17 protein-coding genes and 1 riboswitch are annotated in these 17,953 nt (G+C 53.0%); of the genes, 6 read left to right on the top strand and 11 right to left on the bottom strand.

Annotation, left to right across the window (positions count from 1 at the left end; translation table 11 throughout):
• Nucleotide 1 precedes the first annotated feature (1 nt).
• The 4 genes from V6575_RS05710 (at nucleotide 2) to V6575_RS05695 (ending at nucleotide 3,902) form a co-directional block, all read left to right on the top strand.
• A complete protein-coding gene (locus V6575_RS05710; RefSeq protein WP_340273183.1) occupies nucleotides 2-1,504 on the top strand; it encodes a glycosyltransferase family 39 protein in 1,503 nt (500 codons plus the stop codon).
• A gap of 96 nt (nucleotides 1,505-1,600) precedes the next feature.
• Nucleotides 1,601-2,398 (top strand): ChbG/HpnK family deacetylase, encoded by a 798-nt coding sequence (locus tag V6575_RS05705; RefSeq protein ID WP_340273182.1) that lies wholly within the window; start codon nucleotides 1,601-1,603, stop codon nucleotides 2,396-2,398.
• 269 nt (nucleotides 2,399-2,667) lie between these two features.
• Nucleotides 2,668-3,357 carry a Crp/Fnr family transcriptional regulator gene (locus V6575_RS05700; protein WP_340273181.1) on the top strand — a complete coding sequence of 230 codons (690 nt, stop codon included), beginning with the start codon at nucleotides 2,668-2,670 and terminating at the stop codon, nucleotides 3,355-3,357.
• A 188-nt stretch (nucleotides 3,358-3,545) separates the two neighbouring features.
• A complete protein-coding gene (locus tag V6575_RS05695) occupies nucleotides 3,546-3,902 on the top strand; it encodes an acyl-CoA thioesterase (RefSeq protein WP_340273358.1) in 357 nt (118 codons plus the stop codon).
• Nucleotides 3,903-3,953: 51 nt separating this feature from the next.
• On the opposite strand, the gene V6575_RS05690 is transcribed toward V6575_RS05695, so the two are convergent.
• The 3 genes from V6575_RS05690 to V6575_RS05680 all read right to left on the bottom strand — a co-directional run bounded on the left by V6575_RS05690 (nucleotide 3,954) and on the right by V6575_RS05680 (nucleotide 5,865).
• Nucleotides 3,954-4,262 carry a hypothetical protein gene (locus tag V6575_RS05690; protein WP_340273180.1) on the bottom strand — a complete coding sequence of 103 codons (309 nt, stop codon included), beginning with the start codon at nucleotides 4,260-4,262 and terminating at the stop codon, nucleotides 3,954-3,956.
• 65 nt (nucleotides 4,263-4,327) lie between these two features.
• Nucleotides 4,328-4,440, bottom strand: a riboswitch (SAM-I-IV-variant riboswitch).
• A 143-nt stretch (nucleotides 4,441-4,583) separates the two neighbouring features.
• Complete coding sequence (locus V6575_RS05685) at nucleotides 4,584-5,585, bottom strand: NADP-dependent oxidoreductase (RefSeq protein ID WP_340273179.1); 1,002 nt, start codon at nucleotides 5,583-5,585, stop codon at nucleotides 4,584-4,586.
• Between the two features lie 61 nt (nucleotides 5,586-5,646).
• Nucleotides 5,647-5,865 (bottom strand): SlyX family protein, encoded by a 219-nt coding sequence (locus tag V6575_RS05680; RefSeq protein ID WP_340273178.1) that lies wholly within the window; start codon nucleotides 5,863-5,865, stop codon nucleotides 5,647-5,649.
• Between the two features lie 295 nt (nucleotides 5,866-6,160).
• On the opposite strand from V6575_RS05680, the gene V6575_RS05675 reads away from it, so the two are divergent.
• The gene (locus tag V6575_RS05675; RefSeq protein ID WP_340273177.1) at nucleotides 6,161-6,865 is read left to right on the top strand and encodes a glutathione S-transferase N-terminal domain-containing protein; all 705 of its coding nucleotides are present in this window, start codon (nucleotides 6,161-6,163) and stop codon (nucleotides 6,863-6,865) included.
• 105 nt (nucleotides 6,866-6,970) lie between these two features.
• Here the strand turns inward: V6575_RS05675 and groL are convergent, their stop codons facing one another.
• The 4 genes from groL to V6575_RS05655 form a co-directional block, all read right to left on the bottom strand.
• Entirely contained in the window at nucleotides 6,971-8,614 is a 1,644-nt protein-coding gene (gene groL / locus V6575_RS05670; RefSeq protein WP_340273175.1) for a chaperonin GroEL, read from the bottom strand.
• Between the two features lie 54 nt (nucleotides 8,615-8,668).
• Nucleotides 8,669-8,956 carry a co-chaperone GroES gene (gene groES / locus V6575_RS05665; RefSeq protein WP_340273174.1) on the bottom strand — a complete coding sequence of 96 codons (288 nt, stop codon included), beginning with the start codon at nucleotides 8,954-8,956 and terminating at the stop codon, nucleotides 8,669-8,671.
• A 306-nt stretch (nucleotides 8,957-9,262) separates the two neighbouring features.
• Nucleotides 9,263-9,832 carry a hypothetical protein gene (locus tag V6575_RS05660; protein ID WP_340273173.1) on the bottom strand — a complete coding sequence of 190 codons (570 nt, stop codon included), beginning with the start codon at nucleotides 9,830-9,832 and terminating at the stop codon, nucleotides 9,263-9,265.
• A 117-nt stretch (nucleotides 9,833-9,949) separates the two neighbouring features.
• Nucleotides 9,950-11,416 (bottom strand): sigma-54-dependent transcriptional regulator, encoded by a 1,467-nt coding sequence (locus tag V6575_RS05655; protein ID WP_422785523.1) that lies wholly within the window; start codon nucleotides 11,414-11,416, stop codon nucleotides 9,950-9,952.
• A 594-nt stretch (nucleotides 11,417-12,010) separates the two neighbouring features.
• On the opposite strand from V6575_RS05655, the gene V6575_RS05650 reads away from it, so the two are divergent.
• Complete coding sequence (locus V6575_RS05650; RefSeq protein WP_340273171.1) at nucleotides 12,011-13,480, top strand: EAL domain-containing protein; 1,470 nt, start codon at nucleotides 12,011-12,013, stop codon at nucleotides 13,478-13,480.
• A gap of 147 nt (nucleotides 13,481-13,627) precedes the next feature.
• Here the strand turns inward: V6575_RS05650 and V6575_RS05645 are convergent, their stop codons facing one another.
• The 4 genes from V6575_RS05645 to lspA all read right to left on the bottom strand — a co-directional run bounded on the left by V6575_RS05645 (nucleotide 13,628) and on the right by lspA (nucleotide 17,946).
• The gene (locus tag V6575_RS05645; RefSeq protein ID WP_340273170.1) at nucleotides 13,628-14,959 is read right to left on the bottom strand and encodes a M16 family metallopeptidase; all 1,332 of its coding nucleotides are present in this window, start codon (nucleotides 14,957-14,959) and stop codon (nucleotides 13,628-13,630) included.
• Nucleotides 14,960-14,962: 3 nt separating this feature from the next.
• Complete coding sequence (locus tag V6575_RS05640; RefSeq protein WP_340273169.1) at nucleotides 14,963-16,408, bottom strand: M16 family metallopeptidase; 1,446 nt, start codon at nucleotides 16,406-16,408, stop codon at nucleotides 14,963-14,965.
• A 217-nt stretch (nucleotides 16,409-16,625) separates the two neighbouring features.
• Complete coding sequence (locus V6575_RS05635) at nucleotides 16,626-17,333, bottom strand: hypothetical protein (protein ID WP_340273168.1); 708 nt, start codon at nucleotides 17,331-17,333, stop codon at nucleotides 16,626-16,628.
• A 76-nt stretch (nucleotides 17,334-17,409) separates the two neighbouring features.
• Entirely contained in the window at nucleotides 17,410-17,946 is a 537-nt protein-coding gene (lspA, locus tag V6575_RS05630; protein WP_340273167.1) for a signal peptidase II, read from the bottom strand.
• Nucleotides 17,947-17,953 lie beyond the last annotated feature (7 nt).

The following is a 17,953-nucleotide window of genomic DNA, read 5'->3' as shown; positions in this document are numbered from 1 at the left end:
GATGCAAAAGCATACTGAGCCACGAGCATTGCCGGTCTATTTGAGGCCGTCATTTCTCTGTCTTTTTGTTGTAGCCTTGACGTTGCTGAAGCTGTGGTCTGCGGCCAACGCGCATTTTGTCGAGGACGAGGCCTATTACCGGCTTTGGGGTCTGTCGCCAGCAATTGGATATTTTGACCACCCGCCGATGATCGGGTGGTGGATATGGGCCGGGCAGGCTTTGTTTGGCGATACCATCCTGGGCGTTCGTCTTATTGTTGTGCTATCAGGCGCATTCGGGTCGTTTTTTCTCTGGCGTACGGCTGATATCCTCTTCGATCGGATCGTTGCGGGCTGGTCGGTTCTGTTTCTGAATGCCAGCATTCTGGTCGGCGTCGGCGGCATTCTCGCCACGCCCGATGCGCCTTCTGTGTTTTTCTGGGGCCTTGCGCTCTGGGCGCTCGCAGAACTTCACACCTCGCAAAAGCCAAATTGGTGGCTGGCTGTGGGCCTGTTCGCCGGGCTGGGGCTGGCATCGAAATATTCAGTTCTGTTCCTGGGAGCCGGGATCGCGCTCTGGCTGATCCTGGTGCCGACAGCGCGCCGCTGGTTTGGCAGTTGGCAGCTCTGGGTGGGCGGTGCCATCGCGCTGCTGTGCTTCGCGCCAGTGCTTTATTGGAATCATCTTCATGACTGGGTGAGCTTTTACAAGCAGTTCGGTCGGGCAGGTCGAGGCGAACTTACAGCCAAATATGTTTTCGAATTCATTGGCGCCGTGCTCGGCCTTGCCAATCCACTGATCGCCATTCCGGCTGTTCTGGGGGCTGGATATCTCGGCCGAAAAGCCTGGCGAGGGGATGTCGCGTCAGCTCTGTTGATCCTCACGGTGCTGCCGTTTCTTGCCTATCTGCTGGTTCACTCCCTTCATGCGCGTGTTCAGGCCAACTGGCCAGCTCCCCTGTTTCCCACGTTCGCCCTCATGGCTGCTGTCTTCGTTGCCGGGGCTGTAAAGCCATCATGGCGATATCTTGCATTCGCCGGTGTTGGGCTGGGCGTTGCATTGGCTGTTGTGGTTCAGATCCATGCTGTGTCACCGATCAGCGGCGCATTGGCGCGAAAGGATCCAACATTTCAGCTGCGCGGTTGGCCAGAGATCGGTGAGAGCGTATCGAAGATCGCTTCGGCTGAAGGTGCTGGCTATGTCGCCACGACCGGCTATGGCCTGAATGGCCAGCTTGCGTTTCTCTTGAAAGATGAACTGCCGGTTCTGCAGCTGAATGAGCGCATTCGATATGCGATGCAGGCAGACGTAGATGAGGCGCTGTTCAGAACCCGAGGCCTTTACGTGACCACCGAGCGACGCGACCGCAGTGCGTTGTTAGCTGAGACCTTTCGTACCGTTCGCCGTGTTGCTGTTCTGCCAAGAATGGCCAAGGGGGTCTTTCTGGAAAACCTTGTTGTCTATCTTCTTGATCAACCAATACCCCAGCCTCTGGAACACATAGCGGCAGGTGAAAAGCAATAACGCCATATATCAATTTGGCTTGAGAGCTTGAAATATTCTGCCCGATGCAGCAGGGATAGAAGTGGTTATTCGCAGGTTTCACCGGGCATTGCTTTCATGAAAAGAATTACTTTGGGCGCATTGGACTATGGGCTCGCCTTTGGTGTTGATCGAACTCTGCGTAATCTTCTTCTTGATGGCAGACTGAGCGCGGTTGGTTGCATGGTGGCGACGGATTTGTGGTCACGTGAGTTCAAACCGATCCAGGAAGTTGCCTCCACCTTGGGAGACAAGGCCATGGTTGGACTGACAATTGCCCTGTCAGGTGACAGGGTTCGTCCTTTGAGTCATCGCATGGCAGCCCTCTTTGGAGCCGATATGCCGTCTAGATCATCCCTTGAACGCAGGGCGATGTTGCGATTGTTACCGGATGAAATTATCAAGGGCGAGATACAGGCCCAGATTGATGCCTATCGGTCTCGAATGAATTGCGATCCTGATTTCATTGCTGTGCGTGAAGGGCTGTTGGACCGGACAGCAATCGTGAAGCTGGTCGTTTCGACGCTGAGCGAGGCGGAGTTTTCAAAACAACCGGTTCTGGTGAATTCTGTCCCAAGGGGATTGCAAGCCGCGCGGGTCAAAAGGATCGCGTCCAAAGCAGGCTTCAGCGTGCTGCCATGGGGCCCTCCTTTACCGGAAACCGATGATGTTGAACAACTGCACGACTTTCTGCGCCATCATTTCGATGGCCTTGCAGATATGACGTTCATTGCCTGTCTGCCGGGTATCGCTGATGATCGCTTGAGGCGAGACGAAACGCTAAAGAAAATCGCAATCCGTGAATGCCAACAAGAAGTTCTATCCAGCCTTCGCTTTTTCAGGACACTTGATGAGACAAATGTCTTTCTCAATTAGAGTGCTGGCTTGGGTGTGGATTGCTTGCTTTGTTTTTGCAATGGGGCTTTAAACGAAAAAACGGTTCCTGCGGGGAGCGGAACCGTTTTTCGGGAGGTCTGAGAGCGGTTTGGGTTCCGCTCCCATCTGTATATATATAGGTCTGCTTTTTTAAAATGCATGTGATTTGGGTCACAAATGAGATGATGGTGGCCAGTTCCCAATTGGGAAACGGTTACTAGAGCAAATTCATCTGCTTAAACTGGAAATGCTCGCGGAAGGGCAAGTCGTTGGCCGTAGTTCATGAATTTCTTCAAAACAGCTTTTCTCTAGAGGGGCTGTCGAGTGATTTGGCGGATAAGCTTGCCGCCCTTGCACGTCCGATGAAAATTTCTGCTGGGACGATCCTGTTTGAAAGTGGCGACCCGGGGAATGGATGTTACGGGGTTCTTGAAGGATCGCTTAAGGTTTCGATCATGTCAGTCGATGGGGATGAACAGCTGCTTGCTGTTCTGGGGCCAGGCGATTTGGTCGGTGAATTGGCTCTTCTGGATGGACGGCCCAGATCTGCGACTGTGAGTGTCTTGAAAGCCGCTCATCTGGCCTTTATCGAGAAAGCTGCCTTTGAGCGGTTTGCAGATGAAAACCCGGCAGTCTATCGGCACATGCTGTTCATTGTTGGAAAGCGGTTGCGCCAGGCGAATGACGTGTTGGCAGCCCGATCCTTTTTGCCCCTTCCAGGACGTGTTGCTCAAACCTTGCTCCAGCTGTCTGAGACATTCGGCAAGCCGCTGGAAGATGGCCGTGTGCTTATCCATTATAAGCTAAGTCAGGCTGATATCGCTAATATGGCAGGCGCTGCGCGTGAGAATGTCAGCCGGGTTCTCAATGACTGGAAGCGCGCCGGGACGATCAGTCGTATCTCTGGTTACTACTGCCTGGAGCAGCCAGACCTGCTTAAACAGGCAGCCACCCTTTGAGGGTAATCTGATGATCTTGCGCGAATTCCCGCTCTTCTGTTTCTGCTGATAACGATGCGATGAAAGAATACTTTCAGGAAATTCGTCTATTATCTAATTAGATAGACAGGTAGGGAGATTCGATCTTGGCGGAACAAGAAACAACAACGAGTGAAGAAAAACCATTGGGTAATTTGACCCTGCGCACAATGGCAATGCCGGCCGACACCAATGCGTCTGGTGATATCTTCGGTGGTTGGGTGTTGTCACAGATGGATCTTGCCGGTGGCATCGCTGCTGGACAAAGGGCAGGTGGCCGTGTCGTGACCATTGCCGTTGACAAGATGAAGTTCATCCGTCCGGTTCATGTCGGTGATGTGCTGTGTATTTATAGCCATGTTGGCCGCGTGGGCAGATCCTCCATGGAAATTACACTGGAGGCATGGGTTCTCAGACATCGCTATGGCCATCGGGAAAAGGTCACCCAAGCCATGTTTACGATGGTCTGCGTCGACGAGAATGGCAAGCCGTGTCCGGTGCCTAAGGATGCTCCCGCCTTTGAATGATTGGCGAAATGTGGCGGCTGGCTCTTGTGGCTGTATCGGTGAGACCGAAGGTCAGCGCAGCAGCCTGCGCCGTTTAAGGATATCTGCGAAGAGGCGCTCATCCACGACGAATGGGCAGCCATTCGCCCAGTAGGCCAGAAGCGCCTCCAGCCTGGACAGCCTGTCAGGCCTCTCCAGCGCTGGTTGATGAGTTGGCAGGCCACCCAAAATCCGGATGCTGTCGATCCGCGTCAAAACGCAATCTTCAGCAGCATCTTCCCAAGCGCTTTTATCTTCTCGTACGGGTGAGGCATTGGCGAGTACCGCGTTGGACAGCTGCACGAGTTTGGCAGTTTGGCTTGAAAACAGGTCCTTAGACATAAATCCTCCATCGGTTTCCCGAGGAGAACTGGCGCGAAAGGTAATTGAAACCGCTTGGTTGCCGATTTTATCAAGAAGGTTGTCCTTCTCGATGTCAGTCGACCGCATCCCTGGCGGGGACCACCTTGCCCGGTAAGGCAGGTTGGCGAGGGCGCCAGCCCTTCTCTTGATGATGGCGGGCTTATGACATGTCTTAATAGTCAAGGCAAGTGTTTGCCGCATGCGCCGAGTAAGCGGAAAACTGACTTTCTAGAAGCAGATTAGGGGCCGAACCCTAATCGCTCTTGCAGATCATAATGGGCCTTGCCACACTTGGGTGCCTTAAGGGTTCGAGACCTTGACCACCAGCTTACCCTTGTTGCTGCCATCAAAGAGCTTATTCAGGGCAGCTGGGGCATTTTCCAAACCATCGACGATATCAAGCCGATACTTGATCTGCCCTTTTGCGAACATGGCTCCTAAAGCGGAGAAAATTTCGGGGAAGGTGTCGAAATGATCCGGCATGACGAAGCCCTTTAGCGTAAGGCGTCGGCGTACAACGGCAGTCATGTCAGGCATTTCTTCAGGAGTATCGCCATTGTAGACCGAGATGAACCCACACATAACGATTCGACCGAAAGCCTTCATGTTGTCCAGGCCCGCGATGAAGGGCTTGCCGCCGACATTCTCAAAGTGGACGTCGATGCCATCGGGGGCAAAGGATTTGAGGCCTGCGTCAAGGTCATCTGTCTTGTAGTTCAGGGCAGCGTCGAACCCCAGCTCATTGACAAGCCAGTCGCATTTTTCTTGAGTGCCAGCAATCCCGACAACGCGCATTCCAAGGGCCTTGCCAATCTGACCGACAATCGATCCGACAGAACCCGCAGCGCCTGTCACGCAGAGAGTTTCGCCAGCTTTGGGTTCGCCAACCTTGACGAGGCCATGATAGGCGGTTGCACCAGCAAGGCCAAACAAGCCCATGTAGTCTTCCATGGATGCTGTTTGTGGCACGATGCTTAATTTGCCAGGCTCAATGTCGAGATAGTCAGTCCATCCGGTGAAGCCGGAGACCCAATCGCCAACTGTGTAGTGCGCGCAGCGGCTTTCACAGATGACGCCGACACCCAATGACCGCATGGTCTCGTTGAGTGGAGCAGGCGGCAAATAGCTGTTTGTCGCAGGCGATACCCAGCCTCGCATTGCCGGATCCAGGGAGACATAGACAACCCGAACCCGTGCCATCCCGTCGCTAAGCGGGGGTAGGTCATCTGTCTGGGTCGCAAAATTATTGGCGCCAAGGAAACCAGTTGGACGTGATGTCAGAAGGATGTTGGTATTCTTCATGATGGTATCCGGGAGAAATGTGTGAAGTTAAACCAAAGTGAAAGGGAGCAGCTCTTGCGGATCAATAATGCGGCGGCTTTTCGCTTGGGTTGCCAGGTTGGGCATTTTCAATCAGGTCTTCCACCTGATCCGTCATTTCAGCCATCTTGCGGGTCAGCCTGTAGAGCTGTTTGCCCTGATCTATGACCACCTGGTTCAACTCATCAATCGTGTGGTTGGCGTAGGCGAGATCTGTTTCCAGTTTCTCGATGCGGGCTTCGTGATCGGTAACAAGCGTCATTCGGCTTCCTGTCGCTGTCAGGCGGCTCGTCATTGAGCGTCATGCCGGGAGCGTAGTTTGTATATCTCCGGCAGAGCCGGTTTGAGTGAAAATATTGTCTTTACCACGCATCGTCTGGTTACGATGGGCTGGAACCTGCAAGCTGGATCTTACATACTCAGTTGTAAGTTCCTCAATCCTATTTATGAAGTGTTGCTGAGAGCGCTATCATCTCTAATCTGATCCATTCAGCGAATTCAATACCTTGTCCATTTGCTGACCGATTTCCTTTCCACCAGGCGGAGAAAGATTCCATATGTCTGACATAAGTGCATTCGACATTACCAAAAAATGGCCTGCGAGCGACCCGACCAAGCTTCAGCTTTATTCGTTGCCAACGCCCAATGGCGTCAAGGTATCTGCAATGCTTGAAGAGACTGGCCTTGCTTATGAGCCACATCTCGTCAATTTCGGAACGAATGACCAGATGACGCCTGAGTTTCTGTCTCTGAATCCCAACAACAAGATCCCTGCAATTCTGGATCCTAATGGGCCTGGCGGAAAACCTTTGGCACTTTGGGAATCCGGCTCTATCCTTTTGTATCTGGCCGAAAAAACCGGAAAATTCATATCGTCTGATGCAGCCGAACGCCATGAGACAGTTCAGTGGCTGATGTGGCAAATGGGCGGCTTTGGGCCAATCCCGGGACAGCTTGGTTTCTTTCACAAGTTCGCCGGCAAGGACTATGAGGATCGTCGGCCGTTTGAGCGCTACCGTGATGAGACAAAGCGTCTGCTCGGGGTGTTGGACAAGCGCCTTGAGGGACGCGATTTCATCATGGGCTCAGATTACAGCATTGCTGATATTGCGTGTTGGCCTTGGGCGCGCACGATCACCGGATTTTATGAAGCAGGTGAGCATGTCGGCATGGAGAACTTTGCCAATGTCATCCGCTGGCAGGAAGTCTGTGAAGCCCGCCCGGCAAGCGTTGCAGCGGTGAATATCCCTGCACGGGATTAAGCGGCCCTTCGAAAGCTGATTTGCAGCTTTGATTGTTTGTTGATCAAATAAAAAGGGCGGTCTTAAGACCGCCCTTTTCAATAGTCCGGATAGGATCCGGGCAGCTTACATCATGCCGCCCATGCCGCCCATGCCGCCCATGTCAGGCATTGCAGGCGCAGCACTGTCCTTAGGCAGTTCAGCAACCATGGCTTCGGTGGTGATCAGAAGACCAGCAACCGATGCAGCGTCCTGAAGGGCTGTACGAACGACCTTGGTCGGGTCGATGATGCCAGCTTCAATCATGTTGACGAACTCTTCGGTCTGCGCATTGAAGCCGAATGTTGCGTCGTCGTTTTCCTGGATCTTGCCAACAACGATCGAGCCTTCAACACCGGAGTTTTCGGCGATCTGACGGATCGGAGCTTCAAGAGCACGTAGAACGATCTTGATGCCAGCCATGATGTCCGGGTTGTCGGACGTAAGCTTGGCAACTGCGAGCTTGGAACGAAGCAGAGCAGTACCACCGCCAGGGACGATGCCTTCTTCAACGGCCGCACGGGTCGCGTTCAGGGCGTCGTCGACGCGGTCTTTCTTTTCCTTAACTTCGATTTCCGTAGCACCGCCAACGCGGATCACGGCAACACCGCCAGCAAGCTTGGCAAGACGTTCCTGCAGCTTTTCACGGTCGTAATCGGAAGTTGTTTCTTCGATCTGCGCCTTGATCTGGCCAACGCGACCCTGGATGTCATCCTTGGAACCAGCGCCATCAACGATGGTTGTTGTTTCCTTGGTGATCGCGACCTTTTCAGCAGTGCCGAGCATGTCGAGAGTGACAGTCTCCAGCTTGATGCCGAGATCGTCGGAAATCACTGTACCACCGGTCAGGATTGCAAGATCTTCGAGCATTGCTTTACGACGGTCGCCGAAGCCAGGAGCCTTGACAGCAGCAATCTTAAGGCCGCCGCGCAGCTTGTTGACAACGAGTGTGGCAAGAGCTTCGCCTTCAACGTCTTCTGCAATGATCAGCAGTGGACGGGAAGACTGAACAACAGCTTCCAGGATTGGCAGCATTGCCTGCAGGTTGGAAAGCTTCTTCTCGTGAAGGAGAATGTAAGGCTTTTCCAGGTCAGCAAGCATCTTTTCAGGGTTGGTGACGAAGTAAGGAGACAGGTAGCCGCGGTCGAACTGCATGCCTTCAACGACTTCGAGTTCGGTTTCGAGCGACTTGGCTTCTTCAACAGTGATGACGCCTTCGTTGCCGACTTTCTGCATTGCTTCAGCAATGTCGTTTCCGACCTGCGCGTCGCCGTTTGCGGAGATCGTGCCGACCTGTGCAACTTCAGCAGATGTGGTGATTGGCTTGGAAGAAGCTTCCATGGCCTTAACAGCTTCAGCAGCAGCCATATCAACGCCGCGCTTCAGGTCCATCGGGTTCATGCCAGCAGCAACAGCCTTGGCACCTTCCTTAACGATGGACTGCGCAAGAACGGTCGCAGTCGTGGTGCCGTCACCAGCAATGTCGTTGGTCTTGGAAGCAACTTCCCGAACCATCTGCGCGCCCATGTTTTCGAACTTGTCTTCAAGTTCGATTTCCTTGGCAACGGAAACACCATCCTTGGTGATGCGTGGAGCGCCGAAGGACTTGTCCAGAACAACATTACGACCTTTAGGGCCGAGTGTTACCTTGACGGCGTTTGCAAGTGTATCGACGCCCTTGAGCATCTTGTTGCGGGCTTCAACCCCGAACTTTACTTCTTTAGCAGACATAAAACGTCTCACTTCTACATAGAACTTGAAAGGATATCAGGAGGGTTCGCTTTGTTAAGCGATCACGCCCATGATGTCGGATTCTTTCATGATCAGCAGGTCTTCACCGTCGATCTTGACCTCGGTACCGGACCACTTACCGAACAGGACGCGGTCACCAGCTTTGACGTCGAGGGCAACTACTTTGCCAGCGTCGTCACGAGCGCCGTTACCAACAGCGATGATCTCGCCTTCCTGCGGCTTTTCCTTGGCAGTATCCGGAATGATGATGCCACCGGCGGTCTTTTCTTCAGACTCAACACGGCGAACAACGACACGGTCGTGCAGCGGACGAAATGTCATTTTGCTCTTTCCTCTCATGTGGCACGCCCCCAACCTTTTAGGCAGCGTGCGGGCATGATAATTTGTCTACAAATGATCGTGCGGGCTTATCCCGCTAGGCCTGTTAGCACTCCCTTAGGGCGAGTGCTAACGACGAGTTGGATGTAGGATTGAGCCTCTAATTTGTCAATGCCAAACCCGCAAAAATTGACTCAACGCCTTGGTGGGGTGGTAAACAATTGCTGTGTTCTCACGCCCAACGCGACCGTTGGCTTGCAGGTAGATCGGTTAGGCGCTGAACCGTATTAGGCCGTCAGGTTGTTTCTGTCATTCGGCAGCTTCGATTGCAAATGGTAATGACAAAGTGGCTGTTTTTGCGCTGAGCTTGTCAGCATATGCAGCTTCGATCACGTAATGTCCAGTTGGCAGGCCCTGAAACTGAAAGCTGAGGTTCGTCGGAAGTTCCCGTTTGCGATCTTGAGCTTCACCCGAAAATCGTGTGAAGGAGGACTGCGTCGCCAGAACCTGGCCTGTCATGTTCAGAAGGCTATAGCTGACTTCAAGGTCGTGCCGATAGCCGTTTTCTGTCTTCTCAAAACCATAACCAACAGGCTCTGCATATATGGTGAGCGTGTCGTCTGCAGTGAAGACATTGGATGGACGTTTTTGATATTGTCCATAGCCAGTGGCAGGGGATACGGCAAATGTTGCATTTGTGAAGCCCAAGTCAGATGCATCCCAAGCGCGGTCCAATGTTTGGATGCTTTGAAGAAGTTCTGAGGATGGAGCAGGGATAGAAGCAGAAGTAGTCTCTGCCAATGATGCCGTCGTTATGATCGCTGAAAATGAAAATACAGCTGCACGAAAAGCTGATCTTGCGATATTACCTGCCATCATAGTGCGAACCCCTACGCATGCCCAACCGTCATGTTTTTCAACTTGTTGCAAGCCGATATAGACCTAGTTGAGTTTAGACACAAGGAAATGACTTCAGTGAAGTAAACGCGAAGCCAGTTAACAGCTTCGCTCCAGCCATGACTGGCGTTTTCTATAGATCGTGGAGGGGCTGATCTCGAGTGCGGCGGCAGCCATGGCAATATTACCGTCGAAGGCATCGAGAGCGTCTTCGATGATCCTGCGCTCCTGAGCCCAAAGTGGCTCGATTGCTCCAAACGGGCGTGCGATCGGTTGTGCTCTGGCCCGTTCACGGGACAGGTCAATAATCGTGGCACCGCGACCGGATGGGTCTCGTATCAGCATCGGCAGCATATTCAGAGTGACGGATTGGCCTTCGTTCATCACAACCATTTGCCGAACGGTGTTTTCAAGCTGCCGGACGTTGCCAGGCCAGTTGTAGGCGAGAAGACGCGCCTCAGCATCCGCATCAAAGCCTTTGAAACTGCGTCCTTCCTCTCCAGCAAAGCGCTGCAGGAACACATTAGCCAAGTCCATGATGTCATCCCGGCGGTCCCGCAAAGGCGGTAGCTGAACGGGCAAGACATGAAGTCGGTAATAAAGGTCTTCGCGGAAACGGCCTGCTGCGATTTCGGCCAATGGATTGCGATTGGTAGCGCAGATGATCCGGGCGTCTACTTGGCGGCTATTTGTGTCACCAAGCCTCTGAAACGTACCTGTCTGCAGAAAGCGCAGAAGCTTGCTTTGTAGCGAAATATCCATTTCGCCAATCTCATCAAGGAACAGCGTTCCTCCGTCAGCTTGTTCGGCAGCGCCAGCGCGATTGTCCGTTGCCCCGGTGAATGCTCCCCGAACATAGCCAAAAATTTCGCTCTCGATCAGGTCTTTTGGGATTGCGGCGCAGTTGATCGTGACAATACGTTCGTCGCGGCGGTCGGAGAGGTTGTGTATGGCGTTGGCGCAGAGTTCTTTACCAGTGCCGGATTCCCCGGTGATAAACACGGGAGCTTGCGAGGGCGCCATGCGGGAAATCTGTTCGTACACGGTCTGCATTGGCAAGGATTTGCCAATCAGTTGATCCAATGCAGCGTTTGTTATTCTAGATGTTGGTGTCACATCTGGTTTGGATGCTTGCTCAATCGTAAGCTTGGACTTCTGGGCGGATAGATATGGTTTGCGCTGGTCCAACTGAAAGGTAATCTTGGATGCCAATGCATCCAGAGAAAATGGCTTGGTCAGGAAGTCATGCGCCCCTGAGCGCATTGCGTTGACAGCTCGAGATACTGAACCTTGCGCAGAAATGGCTATGATCACAGTGGAGGGGCAGCGAACCGCGAAGGGTTCAAGAGCTGTTTCTCCGCCAATGGCTTCAAGATCGAGAATGAGAACATCGGTGTTGTCCCTGGAAAGATCCTCCAGGCATCGCTCGGACAGGCTGTAGAGAGTTGGGTCCAGGCACTCGACTGAGAGTTTTCCACTCACAGCTGCGGTTCGCACTGCTTCTGCGGGCGAACTATCCAGAACGCGTAACATCATAGGTCTGATTTGACCCTCTATACTCCCCATTGCTGGGCGTCCCCCGTCTCTCTGAGCTGAGTTGATTCGGACCGGTCAGAGTTTCATCCGGCAAACCAATCATTCTATGAACAGGGTAAACAAAGCGTTGTCATATCTCTTAAAATAGGAATGAGGTGGGTACTGCAAGCTAGTCAACTCTTAGATAACGCCGGGGACAGGGCTCTTTTGAAGAAGCTAAAAAACTGTTTTTAGCCGTTAGCCGATGCTTAAGGGATGGTAAACGAGTGTATAAAGTTGGACTTCGGCTTGTAGGGCAAAAGCGACTGCTTTCGGAAGGGGTGAGGGGCAAAGAGGCATTTGAGGACGCTACGTCAGGTATTCAGTGTCTCTGAGTTTGCTGCCCATGAGTAATTAACACGCCGATATTGCTTCAGCCTTTTGAAAACTACCTTGTTCAGGGGCCATTTCTCGCCATATCGGGGGACAACCCATCTAAATCACGAAGGGATTGGGATAGGATTCGAAGACAATCAGTTCTTAAGGCATGATTAACCTCAAATTTGTGATTCGAGTTGAGAGCCATCGGCAGCCATGGGGCGCACAGCAAGCATTTTTATAGCTATTTGCATGGGCATTATTGCAATGTCGGTTTCCGCTGTGCTGATTTTCCAGTTCGAGAGGCCGTTTGGAGAAGCAGTGTCTCTTGCTATGGCGCTAATGTGCACAATGATACTGCTACACCTTCTGGTTAGCCGGGGGAGGGATCGCACTGCTGTGAGCGATGCCGTTGATCGGCTTGAAGACCGGATGGCCGAGCTCGACGATGATGTTGGCAATCTGGAAGGCCGGTTGACTGGTGTTGAATATGCGGTCCCGCGGCGAACACGGGAAGAACTTGATCCCTTGTTTGCCGAAGTCGAGGTTTTGGGCACGCTGGTGAAACAGATGGCGGAAGCCATGTCTGATTTGGAGAACCGGGTCGACGATCAGCAAGCACTAGCTTCGCCGGCTGCACACCCTGAGCTGCCTCACTATAGAACTCCACAGGCCAGTGAGCCTTATGCTGGCAACTACGCTCAACAACCTTCTTATCAGACAGCTCCACCGCCTGCACAACAAGGCTATCAACAAGATCCAGGTTACGGTTCTGCCAATCATCCTGCTTCTAGCCACGAGGCACCAAGAGTGCCTCCGCAGGTGCGGGAGCCGGAACAGCTTTCCCGACAGGCGTCTCATCAGGTCATGCCCGACAGAGAAGCTGGCGGTATGTTTGAGCAAGCCGAGGCGTCGTTAGCAGATGCACCTGAGGTTGCTCCCGTATCAGATCCGCTTATGCGAGAGCTGATAACCTCTGCGCTGAATGCCAATCGGGTGGAACTGCACTTACAGCCTATCGTTACGTTGCCACAACGCCAGGTCAAGTACTATGAGGCCTATACTCGGCTTCGCGATTCCCGAGGAGAGCTTGTCGAGGCCGCAGCATTTCTTCCCGAAGCGGTGCTTTCGGGGCAGATCGCACGGATTGACAATCTGCTGTTGTTCCGATCGGTTCAAGTTGTTCGCCGGTTGACTTCCCGAAATCGAAATGCAGCGCTTTTCTGCAATATTTCATCCTTGTCACTTGTCGATGAAACGTTCTTTCCAGGCTTTCTTGAATTTGTGACGGCCAATCGGAATTTGGCTGACGTGTTGATTTTTGAATTCAGTCAGCAAGACATTTCTGAAATGGGTGCGATGGAGATGGAAAGCCTTAGCGCGCTGTCCGAGATCGGTTTCAGTTTTTCGGTTGATCGCATCACCGATATGAAAATGGATTTTAAGTCTCTGGCACAAAAGGGCTTTAAATTCGCCAAGCTGAATGCTGACTATTTGATTGGGCGCCGGGTAACCGATCACGGCCATATCCATCCGTCGGATTTCGGTGACTTGCTTCACCGTTATGGCATTGAGCTGATAACAGACCACGTGGAGACTGAGTCCCAGGTTCTGGAGCTGCTGGATTACGAAGTCCGGATGGCGCAGGGCAATCTGTTCTCACCGCCGCGTCCTGTGCGTGCAGAGGTCCTTCAAGGCACACCGGCACCAGCAGCACGCAAACGCGCGGCTGGCTGAGTTTCAATTTAAAGCTGTTGCAGTTGGGAAAGTGCACTGAATTTACCGGGCGTGCATAATAAAATTGCGCTCGCTCTGACAGTGCTGCCCCCCTGATCGAATGATTGAACCCGACCAGGGGTGGCGCTTCTGCGACGTTTCTAATGTTCAGCCTTCAGAAGGCCCTACAATTGAAACACTTGGTACTTTTCCAGCGATCAGGCGCTTTGCGACCCTTTTAACGTCCTCAAGAGTGACAGCTTCGATCTCGGCATTGCGCCGATCAAAATAGTCGATCCCCAACTCTGCGTTTTGAAGGGCGATAAGCTGACGGGCAATTTTGCCCGAAGCATCGAAGCGAAGAGGGTAAGACCCGATCAGGAAGCGTTTGGCACTGTCCAGTTCACTTTGGCTGGGACCATCAGTCGCCATCCGTTCGAACTGTTCCAAGATTACGGCCAACGTTTCATCAGCACGATCTGCACGTGTTGCAGCTGAGCCAAGCATCAATCCGCCTGCATCGTAAGGCGAGAGCGATGTGCCGGTGCTGTAAGTCAGTCCGCGTTTTTCACGAACTTCCTCATAAAGCCAGGAGGTGAAGCTACCTCCGCCAAGGATGTGGTTCATCACAAAGGCTGCTTGATAGTCTGGGTCGTCGCGGGTGAGGCCTGGCAAGCCAAACAGCAGGTTGGCCTGTGGCACATCCAAACTCGCAGTTACCTTTTGTCCCGCAAGTGGTTTGATGTCGGCAATCGGTTTGAGGTCGCCTGTCTCAGGCAAGTTTGCAAACGCCTTGTCCAAGAGAGGTCCAAGCGTTTCGGCATCAATCGCGCCCACAACACTGATCTTCAGAGTGTCACGGCTCATAATACGATCTTTTTGGTCCGCGAGATCCTTTGATGTAAGCGCGCCAAGGCTTTCTTCAGTGCCATTTGTTGGGTGGGTATAAGGATGATCACCCAACATGGCTTTGAGAAGGTTGCGAGATGCGATGCTGCTTGGGTCGCGGTCTTGACGGCGAATACCGACTGCGAGTTGGGTTTTCATGCGGTCCACTGCGACGGTATCAAAGCGTGGTTCATTAATGGCGAGCTTGAGCAGGTCGAATGCTTCGTCGCGTGTGGGAGCCAAGGTGCGCATCGTTCCGTAGAAATAGTCCTTGCCGGTGTCGAAGCTCACGCTCACCGCCAGATCTTCCAGGCGGGCCTGGTAGTCTTCTGAGGAGAGGTCTCCGGCGCCTTCATCGAGAGTGGAGGCAAGAAGTCTCGTCACGCCTTCTTTGCCATCTGGATCCTGAGCTGCTCCACCCTTGAAGGAGAAGTTGACGGCGATGATCGGAACCGTGTGATCCTCGACCAACCAGGCCTCAATCCCCTGGGGGCTGACGACGCGTTGGATTTCAACGGCATGTGCTGCAAGCGGTGTAAATCCAAGGGCCCCAAGGCCGCTCAGTCCAATGGTTGCCGCGCGCAACAGGTGTTTCTGGGCAATATGCAGCATGGATCAGGACTTTTCTTTTTTATCGGTGGGGGAAGGAATGGTCGCTTCGGCCTCGGATTTCAACTGCCCGACCACTGGGATTCCGGAAAGGTAATTTCGCGCAGCGTTTTGGACGTCCTCCAGGGTGACTGCCTCAATTTGGCTCGGCCATGTTTGCACATCTTCCACGGTTCTCCCGGTGGCCAACGCGCTGCCGAAAATTCGCGCCAGACTTTGTTGGCTATCCTGCGCGTAGATGGCATCGGCGATCATACTCCGCTTGGCTCGGGCAAGTTCTTCCTTGGTAATGCCGGTTTCAATCACCTTGTCGAGCTCCTGGTGGATCACTGCTTCAATCTCGTCGAGAGTGTGGCTAGGGCTCGGTGCGCCATAAAAGCCGAAACGGCCATCATCAAGCGCGCTACCTTGATAATAACTACCAGCGCTGATCGCCATCTTCTGGTTCAGAACGGCTTCCTTGTGCAGGCGGCTTGTAGCACCGCCACCCAGGACATAGGCAAGCACGTCGAGCGCTTCAGAAGAGCGGCCTTCGGCGGTGTTCTGGCTTGGTACGATCCAGGTCAAGGAAACAGTTTCTTGCCGTACGCGTGGATCCGAAACCGCAATGCGCCTTTCTCCAGACAGTGGAGGTTCGGTCGGGCGAACGCGCTCGCCAGGTTCTGCCCGCCTTGCAACTTTGCCATAGGTTTGCTCGGCAAGGGCTTTGACGTTTTCAACGTCCACGTCTCCGGCAATCACCAGAACGGCATTGTTGGGTGTGTAAAACCGATCATAGAAGGAAATCACCGCATCGCGATTGAGAGCTTCGATTTCGCTTTCCCAGCCAATGACGGGAGATCCGTAAGGGTGATTGACAAAGGTAATCGCTGTCAGTGCCTCTCGAAGGCGGGACCCTGGTTCACTGTCCACTCGGCTCCGACGCTCTTCCAGGACCACATTGCGTTCGGGCGCGATGATTTCGTCGGTGAGAACCAGGTTCTCCATCCGGTCAGCCTCCATCTTCATCATCAACGGCAAGTGCTGCTTCGCAACGCGCTGAAAATAGGCTGTGTAATCTGTGCTTGTGAAGGCGTTTTCCTGGCCACCATTTTCGGCAACCAGTGTTGAGAACTCAGCATTTGGATGGTCTTTGGTTCCCTTGAACATCAGATGTTCAAGGAAATGCGCTACACCGGATTGGCCTTCCGGCTCATCTGCTGATCCAACTTTGTACCAGATCATGTGCGTGACGACTGGAGCCCGGTGATCGGGAATGACAACCACTTCCAGACCGTTCTCAAGCGTAAAATGGCTCAAGTTGGGGGCGATCTGGATTTTCTCATTCTGGGCAATAGGGGTTTTGCTCGCCGGTTCTGTTGCGAATGCTGGCGCAGTAGAACTCAGAAAAGCAAAACTAAGAGCAAGCAGGATTGGCTTGTTTCTGCGGGATGGACTGACGTCTGTGCGCACGTAGATCTCCGGAAAATGAACGGTTTCCCTATGCTTACATCGGTTCACAGGATGCCGAGCTAGGTTTGAACATTCAATATAGTGCGCAAGCACGCCAACATCCCGTTAAAGATCCGTCATCTTCATACAGACAATAATGAGGCGCTTAGTTGATTACAAAAAAACCGCCCTACGTTTCCGTAAGGCGGTTTGATAATCTTCTATTGAAGAGTGGGAATTAATTCCCGCGGCGACATTCTCCGCCACTTTCTTCCAGGCAGCGCATGTCCAGTGGAGCGCTGTCAAACTCGTCCTTGAATGCGTCCGTTTTGGTTTTAACAATCTCGGGCATTGGGGCATCGGCAGACGGCACTGAATAGGCATTTGGCGGGTCGGTGAGATACCTGCGTGTAGGCACACCTGCATTGGTGATCGCATTGGCCTGTTTGGTCATATCTGCGGCTGAATTATTTTGAGCGCGCATTTCTGCGTCGGTCATGCGTTCGCCTGTCATGATGTCTTCATCACGGGTCTCAGCGGCAAGGTTACGGGATGTGCTCGCGCCCGCAATATTGATGCCCCTCATTTGCTCAGGGCTGAGAACGCCAGGGTGTCTGCCCTTGGCGTCTGCATAAACCGCTTTGATTTCGGCAAGGTCTTTGTTGCCTGTTTTCGTTGGCCATGCTGCAGACTTGCTTCCGGCCACTTGTGTTTCCGGCGCAGGCAGGGCCGTTGCGTTCGCAGGCATCGCAAGTGGCGCGCGGGGCTTATACTCAATTTGCTTTTCGTTTGGATCAACAGCACCCAGCCCAGACATCAAGCTATTAACAAGCGCAGTGTCTGGTGCCTGTGACGTCCCGTCCGCAGCCTGACAAGCTGCCAAAGCAGCGCTTGCAGTGAGCAAAAGCGCAATTTGACGTATGTTCTTTAAAATCGTCCGCAGCACCCCGGACTCCTTGTTCCTGCCATGTTGCACTTGAAAGGTCTTGCGACTTTCAAACATTCCGAATGGCATTTTACTTTTATTTTGCGGCTGAATTTGGACCGCCTTTGATACCGTCATACAGCAGACCAACGACACCGGCAACGATCCATACATCTGCCAAGTTGAAGACGTACCATGAAAAGCTGCCAACATGGAAATGGACAAAGTCGACGACTGCTCCATAAACCAGCCGGTCAATGCCGTTTCCGATAGCTCCGCCAATCACGATTGCAAGAGATAGGGCCAGAAACCTGTTTTCAGCCCGGACGGACCAGACCCACAGAGCTGCGGTTGCAACAATGGTGGCAATAGCAAGAATCCAACGTCCTAAGTCACCATCTTGCTGAAGCAGACCGTAGGATATACCACGGTTCCAAACCAGAACGATATCAAGGAATGGAGCCAAACGCACAGGCCCGTTTGCAGCTAAATCGAAGCTGAAAAGGAGCCAGAGCTTGGATGTCTGATCCAGAACAAGACCTGCCAGAGCGATCCAGGCGACAAATCCACTGAAACGCCCCCAGAGCCATCGGCTCCGGAGGTTTGTAACGATGTCTGTTTCAGCATCTCTCATAGGCAAC

This window comes from Roseibium algae, assembly GCF_037783265.1.
In the GTDB taxonomy this organism is placed as follows: domain Bacteria; phylum Pseudomonadota; class Alphaproteobacteria; order Rhizobiales; family Stappiaceae; genus Roseibium; species Roseibium algae.
The sequence above is the reverse complement of the archived record's forward strand: the minus strand, read 5'-3'. Positions and strand labels throughout refer to the sequence as shown.

Excerpts from the sequence above, each read along its gene's own strand:
- V6575_RS05675 (WP_340273177.1), top strand. The coding sequence starts at position 6,161 with ATGTCTGACATAAGTGCATTCGACATTACCAAAAAATGGCCTGCGAGC.
- V6575_RS05690 (WP_340273180.1), bottom strand. The coding sequence starts at position 4,262 with ATGTCTAAGGACCTGTTTTCAAGCCAAACTGCCAAACTCGTGCAGCTG.
- groL (WP_340273175.1), bottom strand. The coding sequence starts at position 8,614 with ATGTCTGCTAAAGAAGTAAAGTTCGGGGTTGAAGCCCGCAACAAGATG.
- V6575_RS05695 (WP_340273358.1), top strand. The coding sequence starts at position 3,546 with ATGGCAATGCCGGCCGACACCAATGCGTCTGGTGATATCTTCGGTGGT.
- V6575_RS05685 (WP_340273179.1), bottom strand. The coding sequence starts at position 5,585 with ATGAAGAATACCAACATCCTTCTGACATCACGTCCAACTGGTTTCCTT.
- V6575_RS05710 (WP_340273183.1), top strand. The coding sequence starts at position 2 with ATGCAAAAGCATACTGAGCCACGAGCATTGCCGGTCTATTTGAGGCCG.
- V6575_RS05660 (WP_340273173.1), bottom strand. The coding sequence starts at position 9,832 with ATGATGGCAGGTAATATCGCAAGATCAGCTTTTCGTGCAGCTGTATTT.
- groES (WP_340273174.1), bottom strand. The coding sequence starts at position 8,956 with ATGACATTTCGTCCGCTGCACGACCGTGTCGTTGTTCGCCGTGTTGAG.
- V6575_RS05680 (WP_340273178.1), bottom strand. The coding sequence starts at position 5,865 with ATGACGCTTGTTACCGATCACGAAGCCCGCATCGAGAAACTGGAAACA.
- V6575_RS05705 (WP_340273182.1), top strand. The coding sequence starts at position 1,601 with ATGAAAAGAATTACTTTGGGCGCATTGGACTATGGGCTCGCCTTTGGT.
- lspA (WP_340273167.1), bottom strand. The coding sequence starts at position 17,946 with ATGAGAGATGCTGAAACAGACATCGTTACAAACCTCCGGAGCCGATGG.
- V6575_RS05650 (WP_340273171.1), top strand. The coding sequence starts at position 12,011 with ATGTCGGTTTCCGCTGTGCTGATTTTCCAGTTCGAGAGGCCGTTTGGA.
- V6575_RS05655 (WP_422785523.1), bottom strand. The coding sequence starts at position 11,416 with ATGGGGAGTATAGAGGGTCAAATCAGACCTATGATGTTACGCGTTCTG.
- V6575_RS05645 (WP_340273170.1), bottom strand. The coding sequence starts at position 14,959 with ATGCTGCATATTGCCCAGAAACACCTGTTGCGCGCGGCAACCATTGGA.